This window comes from Variovorax sp. P1_H12_2, assembly GCF_056405335.1.
Window position 1 is genome coordinate 1 of the sequence record NZ_JBFUCI010000266.1, and the last position, 8,832, is coordinate 8,832.

The 8,832-nt window shown below is 68.0% G+C and carries 7 protein-coding genes and 1 pseudogene; 3 read left to right on the forward strand and 5 right to left on the reverse strand.

Annotation, left to right across the window (positions count from 1 at the left end):
- From AC1D2K_RS22990 to AC1D2K_RS23000, 3 genes are all read right to left on the reverse strand, one after another.
- The gene (locus AC1D2K_RS22990) at positions 1 to 2,259 is read right to left on the reverse strand and encodes a xanthine dehydrogenase family protein molybdopterin-binding subunit (protein WP_478091247.1); all 2,259 of its coding nucleotides are present in this window, start codon (positions 2,257 to 2,259) and stop codon (positions 1 to 3) included.
- Between the two features lie 17 nt (positions 2,260 to 2,276).
- On the reverse strand, positions 2,277 to 2,753 hold the full coding sequence (locus AC1D2K_RS22995; RefSeq protein WP_478091248.1) for a (2Fe-2S)-binding protein: 477 nt from the start codon (positions 2,751 to 2,753) through the stop codon (positions 2,277 to 2,279).
- Between the two features lie 72 nt (positions 2,754 to 2,825).
- Entirely contained in the window at positions 2,826 to 3,398 is a 573-nt protein-coding gene (locus AC1D2K_RS23000) for a TetR/AcrR family transcriptional regulator (protein WP_478091250.1), read from the reverse strand.
- A 30-nt stretch (positions 3,399 to 3,428) separates the two neighbouring features.
- On the opposite strand from AC1D2K_RS23000, the gene AC1D2K_RS23005 reads away from it, so the two are divergent.
- On the forward strand, positions 3,429 to 3,683 hold the full coding sequence (locus tag AC1D2K_RS23005) for an N-acetyltransferase family protein (RefSeq protein ID WP_478091251.1): 255 nt from the start codon (positions 3,429 to 3,431) through the stop codon (positions 3,681 to 3,683).
- A 45-nt stretch (positions 3,684 to 3,728) separates the two neighbouring features.
- On the opposite strand, the gene AC1D2K_RS23010 is transcribed toward AC1D2K_RS23005, so the two are convergent.
- A complete protein-coding gene (locus AC1D2K_RS23010; RefSeq protein WP_478091255.1) occupies positions 3,729 to 6,641 on the reverse strand; it encodes an autotransporter family protein in 2,913 nt (970 codons plus the stop codon).
- A 30-nt stretch (positions 6,642 to 6,671) separates the two neighbouring features.
- Positions 6,672 to 6,860: pseudogene (locus AC1D2K_RS23015) on the reverse strand (ESPR domain-containing protein); the annotation flags it as partial.
- A gap of 231 nt (positions 6,861 to 7,091) precedes the next feature.
- On the opposite strand from AC1D2K_RS23015, the gene AC1D2K_RS23020 reads away from it, so the two are divergent.
- Positions 7,092 to 7,856, forward strand: a complete 765-nt coding sequence (locus AC1D2K_RS23020) for an SDR family oxidoreductase (protein ID WP_478091252.1) — start codon at positions 7,092 to 7,094, stop codon at positions 7,854 to 7,856.
- 13 nt (positions 7,857 to 7,869) lie between these two features.
- Entirely contained in the window at positions 7,870 to 8,790 is a 921-nt protein-coding gene (locus AC1D2K_RS23025) for an alpha/beta fold hydrolase (RefSeq protein ID WP_478091254.1), read from the forward strand.
- Positions 8,791 to 8,832: the final 42 nt, after the last annotated feature.

Genomic DNA, 8,832 nt, shown 5'->3' on the forward strand with positions numbered 1-8,832 from the left:
TCAAGCCAGCTTGAAAGGCAACTCCCGCACCGGCTTCCCCGTGATCGCCGCCACCGCATTCGCAAACGCAGGCGCCAGCGGCGGCAGCCCCGGCTCGCCCATGCCGGTCGGCGCATCCGCGCTAGGCACCGTGAACACCGCAATCTGCGGCATGTCCGTAATGCGCGGCRCCACGAAGTCCCCAAAGTTGCTCTGCTGCACCACCCCGTCCTTCAGCGTGATCGCGGCACCCGGCAGGCACATCGACAACCCCATCACCRCCGCCCCCTGCACCTGCGCCTCCACGCTTTGCGGGTTGACCACCAGGTTGCAGTGCACGCCCGCGGTCACTTGGTGCAATGTGGGCGTGCCATCCTTCACCGAGGCTTCCACCACATAGGCCACCACCGAGTCGAAGGATTCGTGCACCGCCACGCCCCAGGCGCGGCCCGCTTCGAGCTTCTTCTTGCCGTAGCCGGACTTGTCCACAGCGAGCTGCAGCGCCGCCTTGTGGCGCGGGTGCTGGTCGCCGATGAGCTTCATGCGGTAGGCGACCGGGTCTTGCTTCGTCGTGCGGGCGATTTCGTCGAGCAGCGTCTCCATGACGAAGGCGGTGTGGGTCGAGCCCACGCTGCGCCACCAGAGCACCGGCACGTTGAGCTTGGGGTGATGCACCGTGAGCCGCATCGGGATGTCGTACGGCTCCTTCATGCCCTCGACGGCGGTGGCGTCGATGCCGTCCTTGACCATCATCTGCTCGAACAGGGTGCCCATCAGCAGCGACTGGCCGACGATGACGTGGTCCCAGGCCGTGATCTTGCCCTGCGCGTCGAAGMCGATCTTCGCGGTGTGCAGGTGCATCGGGCGGTAGTAGCCGCCCTTGATGTCGTCCTCGCGGCTCCACAGCGTGCGGATCGGCGCCTTGATGCCCGCCGCCTGCGCGACCTTGACGACGCTGCAGGCCTCGGCCACGAAGTCGCTGGTCAGCAGGCCGCGACGGCCGAAGCCGCCGCCCGCCATCTGCACGTTGACCTTGACGTTCTGCGGCGGCACGCCCAGCACCTTGGCGGCGGCCATGCCGTCGATGCCGGGCATCTGCGTGCCTGTCCACACTTCCGCCTTGTTGCCGACCAGGTGGACGGTGCAGTTGAGCGGCTCCATCGGCGCGTGCGCCAGGTAGGGGAAGACGAATTCGGCGTTGATCTTGTGCGGCGCGCTGGCCAGCTTCGACACATCGTCGTTGTACTTGCGCGGGCCCGGCAGGGTCGCGAGCTCGCGGTACTGCGCCAGCTGCTTCTCGCTGTCGACCTTGTCGACGCCGCTGGTGTCCCAATCGATCTTGAGCGCATCGCGGCCCTGCTTGGCGGCCCAGTAGCCATCGGCGACCACGGCCACGCCTTCGGCGCCACGGTCGAGCGGCACGCGCAGCACGGCCTTGACRCCCTTGACCGCCTTCGCGGCGCTGTCGTCCACCGACCTGACCTTGGCAGCGAACACCGGCGGATGCACCACCACGGCGGTCAGCATGCCGGGCAGCTTCATGTCGATGCCGTAATTCTGGTGACCGCTGGACTTGGCCTGGGCGTCGAGCCGGCCGGTGGGCTTGCCGATGAGGTGGAAGTCCTTCGGGTCCTTGAGCTTGACCGTGTCGGGTACGCGCAGCTTCATCGCCGCTTCGGCCAGCTCGCCGTAGCCCAACTTCTTGCCACCGGGGCCGATGACGACGCCGTCGCGCGTCTGCAGCGTGGAGGCACTCACCTTCCACTGTGCCGCCGCCGCGCCGACCAGCATGGCGCGGGTGCGGGCGCCGAGCTCGCGGTACTGCGTGTACGAGTTCTTGATCGAGCCCGAGCCGCCCGTGATGTGCATGCCGAACATGGGATCGATGTACGCCGGGTCGTTGGTGCCGTGAACGCTCTTGACCTTCGACCAGTCGGCGTCGAGTTCTTCGGCCAGGATCATCGGCAGCCCGGTCTGCACGCCCTKCCCGAAGTCGAGCCGGTTGATGGTGATGGTGGTGGTGCCGTCGCGGTCGATGCGCACGAAGGCCGAGGGCTGCTGCAATGGCTTCAGGCCTGGCGGCCGGCCTGATCCCGTGGGGTCCGCTTCCTGTGCAAGTACACCCGCGGGGAAGACGCCGAGCGCGAAGCCGCTCACTGCCGTGAGCTTCAGGAAGCTGCGCCGCGGGAGGCCTTGGGGTTCGTCGGTGCTGTTTTCGTTGCGCGTCATCAGCGCGCGAAGGTTGGCGGGCAGCTCGAAGGTGGTGGGGTCGAAGTTCATGGTGCTCTCCTTCTTCTTCAAGCCAGGGTCTTGGCGGCGTCGGCGACCGCGGCGCGGATGCGCGCGTAGGTGCCGCAGCGGCAGATGTTGCCGGCCATGGCCGAATCGATCTCGGCCTCGCTGGGCAGCTTGCCGGGCTGAAGCGTCTTCAGGAAGGCGGTGGCCGACATGATCTGCCCGCTCTGGCAGTAGCCGCACTGCGCCACGTCATGCTTGACCCAGGCCGCGCTCACGGCCTTGCCGACCTTGTCGCTGCCGTCGGTGACGGCTTCGATGGTGGTGATCTTCTGGCCCGCCGCGGCGGAGATCGGCGTCACGCAGGAGCGGATCGGCTGGCCGTTGAGATGCACCGTGCAGGCGCCGCACAGCGCCGCGCCGCAGCCGAACWTGGTGCCGGTCATGCCGAGCGTGTCGCGCAGGGCCCAGAGGATCGGGGTGGACGGATCGGCATCGACCTGCCGATCCTTGCCGTTGATGTGGAGGGTGGTGGTCATGGTGGGGCTCTCTCTTCGATGAATAACGGTTCGGGCAAACAATAGACCTGTGCACGGCCGAGGTCAAGCGGCTCAGGCTTTGATGCCGTCCCAGCAGAGGCCGAAGGCCATCGCCAGGTTGGCGTCGGTGCGGGCCAGGGCGCCGGAGCGCAGCAGGTTGGCGGTCTCGCGCACCGAACCGGCGAAGCTGTTGATCAGCAGCACGGTGGGCACGTCCTTCAGGATCTGCTGCGCCTTGGCGGCCTCGATCAGGTCGATCCAGCCCTTGATGAGCCGGGCGGAGAGATTGCGGCTCTCTTCGCTGAACCAGGGCGAGTTGTAGTACTGCTCCAGGAACACGACCTGCGCATAGTGCGTGAGGCGGTGGTCGAGCCAGTTCATCCACATGTGGCGGAAGCGGCTGCGAAACGGCGCCTTCGGGTCGTCGCCGTGCAGGAGGCTGGCGGTGGTGTTCGTCTTGGCCTGCTCGTAGAGCGCGACCATCAACTCTTCCTTGGACTTGAAGTAGACGTAGAGCGTGCCCGTGGCCAGGCCCGCCTCGCGCGCGATGGCCGCCATGGTCAGGCCGCTCAGGCCGGTCTGCTCGACCAGCGTGAACGTGGCTTCGGCGATGGCGCGGAGTTTGTCTTCGTCCTTGGGTTTCACGGGGCGATCTTAGTGCTTTTCGGGCTTTTGGTGAACAATTATTCGCTCAAGAGTGCGCGCCAGGGGCAAGGGGTGGGGCATGCCATGGTCACCGATGCCATCGAGCGGCTCAAGGCCGACGGTGTCAGGCGCATCGAGCTGTTCGCCGAGAGCGACAACACGCAAGCCCTGCGCTTCTACGAGAAGCTGGGTTTCGTGCACGAAGGCACGCTGCGAGAGTTCTACAAGCGGGCCGACGAGCCGCACTACGTCGACGAGTACGTGCTGGGCCTGCTCCTCGCCTGATTCAGGAGACAGGCCCTTGGGTTCGGGCCCCGATCGGCACCGGCCCTACCAGCGCACCTTCACGCCGACGCTGGCGTTGAGCCCGCTGCTGGCGCGCGCGTCGCCGCCCGAGGCCCAGAGTTTGCCGAGTTCGCCATAAAGGCTGGTGGCGGCCGACAGCGCCAGCGTCGCGCCCGCGGCCAGCTCCGTGCTGGTGCCGCCGGTGCGGGTGGCGATGTCGGCGTAGCCGCCCGGGCCGATGAAACGCGAGACGTCGGTGCCCTGGCTGCTGCTGTAGACGTTCAGCCGGCCATAGGGCTGCAGCACGCCGGCGGCGGTCGTCACATCACCCTTCAGGCGCAGCCCCACGCGCGCGATCCAGCCGTTGTGGCTGTCCTGCTGGACGGTGGCGCCGGCGATGGCGACGTTGTCGAGATCGACGCGCTGGTGCATCAGCTGCAGCTGCGGCTCCAGCGACCAGCCGGGAGCGACCTGGAAGCCCTGCCCCACCTCGATCGAGGCCAGCAGGCTGTCGCCGTTACCGTGCGTCGCCAGCGCGAGCTGCGGCGAGACGTCGTAGCGGTGGCGCCCGCCCTGCAGCACCGCGTCGGCATAGAAGCCGCCCCCGTTGCGCCAGGTGGCGTAGATGCCGAGGTAGCGGCTGCGCAGGTCGTTGCTGCCCACCGCCAGGTTGGCGATGCCGCGCGCGAAGCCCGTGACGCGCATGTCGCCTTCGAGCTGGCCGACGTAGACGCCCGTGCGCCAGTTCGGGTCAGCCCACAGGTCGGTGCCGGCCTGGAAGCCGTTCAGGCGGCCTTCGCTGTCGGGGCTCGCCGCGCCGGTCTGGCTCACCGTGCGGTCGGTGCTGATGATGCGTCCCCAGGCCTGGCGCGGCGCACCGGCGCCCGACTCGTCGCCGACGCGCTGGTGCAGGTTGCTCAGCATCACGAAGTTGCCCTGGCGCAGCTGCTCGGGCAGCGCGGCGAACTGCGGGACTTCGAGGCGGTAGGTGGGCTGCCCGCCCACCACCGGGAGGCCCGGCGCCGCAGGAGGCGTCGCGGTGGTCGCCGAACGCAGGTACCAGTTCTCGCCGGTGCCGTCGACGTCGGCGGCGTACAGCCGGTACTCGAAGGCGCCGGCATCGATGTGGCCGCCCGCGAGGCTGAAGGCGTCGCGCGTCGTCTGGGCGGTGGTGGTCGCCCCATTGAGCGCGCTGACGACCTCGATGCCGTTGCCAGTGGTCATCGCGCCCAGCAGCCCCTGGTTGCCGACCTGCACCGTGGTGCGGCCGCTCGCCTTGGCCGTGGCGCCGTTGAGCACCAGCCGGTCCGAGACGATGCCGCCGCTGGCCGACGCGAGGGCCACATTCAGCGTCCCGCCTTGTCCGATCCAGGGACCGTTCATGGTCAGGGTGGTGCGGGCCGTGCCGCCCGGCAGCGACACGGTGCCGGCGTTGGTCATCGCCGCGATGGTCTGGTTGTGGCCGGCGAGGTCGAGCACCGCGCCTGCGGCCACCGTGTGCGCCGAGCCGGCGCTGAAGGTGCCGGCGGCCCCCGCGCGCACGGTGCCGGCCGCCACGTTCGTGGCGCCGGTGTAGGTGCTGGCAGCGCTGAGGGTCAGCGTGCCGCTGCCCTCCTTGGTCAGGAAGCCGGTGCCGCTGATGACGCCGGAGAGCGTTTCGTTGAACGCGCCGGTGTCGATCACCGGGTCCTGCGTGCCGGTGAGCCGGATGTTGTTGGCAATGGTCAGGCCATCGGCGACGAAGCCGAGCGTGGTGCCGTCGTCCATGGCCAGCTCGCCGGTGCCCAGGGCCTGGTTGTGGCCGAGGTTCAGGCGACCGCTCTTGAGTTGGGTGCCGCCGCTGTAGCTGCTCGCGCTGCGCAGCGTCAGCGTTCCGGTGCCTTTTTTGGTCAACACGCCGGTGCCGCTGAGGACCCCGGAGAGGGTTTCGCTGAAGGCGCCGGTGTCGATCACCGGCCCCTGCGTGCCCGTGAGCCGGATGTTGTTGGCGACGTTCAGGCCATCGGCGACGAAGYCCAGCGTGGTGCCGTCGTCCATGGCCAGCTCGCCGGTGCCCAGCGCGCTGTTGTGCCCGAGGTTCAGGCGCCCGCTCTTGAGCTGCGTGCCGCCGCTGTAGCTGCTCGCGCCACGCAGCGTGGCCTCGCCGCCTTCGACGACAAGCGCACCGGTGCCGCTGACGGTGCCGGCAAAGTCGCTCTGCCCGGCCCGGAGGTGCAGGTTGCGCGCCCCCAGCACGATCTGACCGGCGCCGGTCAGGTTGCGCAGGCTGCTGCCGCCGGGCGTGCCCGTGGTGTCGTAGAGCCCATTGGCCGTGCCCGAGATGTCGAGCGTGCCGTTGACGTTCACGCGGCTGGAGTTCACCAGGCTGGAGATGCCGGTGAGGGCAAAGGTGCCCTCGCGGATGTCCGTGTAGCCGGTGTATTGCAACCGCGAGGTGTCATAGCCGGCGTTGCCAGGTGCGCCGTTCCAGGTGAGCGTCCCCGCGCCGGTCTTGATGACGTTCCCGGTGCCGAAGATGCCGACGCCTTCGCGTGACTCCATGACATTGGCCGCGTGGACCGGATCAAGGGTCAGTGTGTGGTTCCCGAGCTGGATGCCATAGTTCGAATAACCGCTCTGGCCCGCGAAAGTGAAGCCTCCTCCCGCGGCATTGGTCGTCCGGAGGGCAATATCGCCTAGCAGATTGATGTGGGTGGGAAGAGAGATCTGTTTGGCGGAGTCCGACTGAATGCCGACGCCGTCGATACCGGCAAGCGAGAGCGACGACATGGCCTGGTTGAAGCGGATCACCGCCGCGCCGCTGGTGATCCAAAGGACACCGAGCGAGATGCCACCCGGGCTGATCGATAGCGCCGTGCCGGACACCACGCCGCGGTCGCCCAGCCCGGGGCGCACGCCCCCTACCCAGTTCGACGCGACGTTCATCGGCTGAATCACATTCAAGCCTTTGAAGACCATGTCGGCCRCATTCGCGGTTCCGCACATGAGGGCCGCGGCCGCCACAGCCGCCGCAACCAGCCCGCGCTGGCTGCTTTTCCCGCCTGTGCGCGCCACCTCCGACACCGCCACCCAGGCGCCCAGCGCGCCATTCCACATCGACCGATAAGACCTGTTCACTGCAATCGACTCCACCTGTTTTGAAACGCTCTCGGACGCATCAAGAAACACAAGTGACATCTGGATGCAGGAGCAGCGACTTTCAGCACTCAGGCGGATGGCGTCAACCTCAGTTCCTTTCAGAAAGTGTCAATAACTTTCAGCGATGGCGCTTTCGCGGCGCCAAGCCGATCGCCCGCTCGTYCGGTTTTTCCGAAAGCCAGCATCGAGGTTGGACGTCTAGTGCAAACGGTCCCTGGTCTCCACACTGAGTGCATCTCATCGCTTCACTCAGCAACCCAAGGAACCACCGTGAACCGTCTCCAAGGAAAAGTCGCCCTCATCACCGGCGCCAGCGCCGGCATCGGCCATGCAACCGCCAAACTCTTCGCGGCGGAAGGCGCCAGGCTGGTCGTCGGCGCGCGCCGGGCGGCCGAACTCGACCAGCTCGTCGCCGAGGTCCGCGCCGCCGGTGGCGAAGCCGTCGCACTCGCCGGCGATGTGCGCTCGGAAGACTATGCGCGCGCCCTCGTCGCGCTGGCCGTGTCGACCTACGGCCGCCTCGACGTCGCCTTCAACAACGCAGGCACCCTGGGCGAAGGCGGGGCCAGCACGGGCGTCACCGAAGCCGGCTGGGCCGACACGCTGGCGATCAACCTGACCGGCGCCTTCCTCGGCGCCAAGCACCAGATCGCGCAGATGCTCGAGAACGGCGGCGGCTCGGTGATCTTCACCTCCACCTTCGTCGGCCACACCTTCGCGTTTCCGGGCGTGGCCGCCTATGCGGCGAGCAAGTCGGGCCTGATCGGCCTGACTCAGGCGCTGGCCGCCGAATACGGCCCGCAAGGGGTGCGCGTCAACGCAATCTTGCCGGGCGCCGTCGACACCGACATGTACCGCGGCATGAACAACACCAAGGAGTCGCAGGCCTTCGTCACGAATCTCCATGCGCTCAAGCGCGTGGCGCGGCCGGAGGAGCTGGCTCGCTCCGTGCTCTACCTGGCCTCGGACGACTCGTCTTTCGTCACCGGTACCGCATCGCTGGTCGATGGCGGTGCATCCATCACCCGCACCTGATCGGAAAGCCCCCATGAAACCGTCCAGCCTCCTCGGCGCTCTGGCGCTCACCCTTGCGGCTCTTGCGATGCCGGCGCACGCGCAGGTCAAGCCCTATCCGGCCGGCTTCCGCACGCAGACCATCGACGCCGCGGAAGGCGCCCAACTGCACGTGCGCATCGGCGGCACTGGGCCGGCCGTGCTGCTGCTGCACGGCTTCGGAGACACCGGCGACATGTGGTCGCCGATGGCCGCCGCCCTGGCGCGCGACCACACGGTGGTGGTGCCCGACCTTCGCGGCATGGGCCTGTCGTCCAGGCCGCCAGGCGGCTACGACAAGCGCACGCAGGCGGCCGACATGCGGGCGGTGCTCGACACGCTGGGCATCGACAAGGCGGATGTGGTGGGCCACGACATCGGCACCATGGTGGCCTACGCCTACGCCGCCCGCTATCCGGACAAGACCACGCGCCTGGTCGTGATGGATGCACCCGTGCCCGGCATCGCGCCATGGGACGAGATCGTTCGCTCGCCCCCGCTGTGGCATTTCGACTTCGGCGGCGCCGACATGCTGCGGCTGGTGAAGGGGCGCGAGCGCATCTACCTCGACCGCTTCTGGAACGAGTTCGCCGGCGACCCGCGCAAGATCGACGAAGCCACGCGCGTGCACTACGCCAAGCTCTATGCACGCCCCGGGGCGATGCAGTCGGCCTTTGCGCAGTTCCTCTCGATCCGGCAGGACGCGAAGGACAACGCCGAGTCCGGAAAGACCAAGCTGGCGATGCCGGTGCTCGCCATCGGCGGCCAGAAGTCCTTCGGCGCGACGGAGGCGGTGGTGATGCGCAACGCCGCCACCGACGTGACCGAGCTGGTCGTCCCCGGCTCGGGCCACTGGCTGATGGAGGAAGCGCCTGAGAAGACCGTCAGCGCGGTGCAGGCCTTCCTCGCGCACTGAATCCGCATGCCCGTCCTTGACGCCCGGCAAACAAGACTAAAG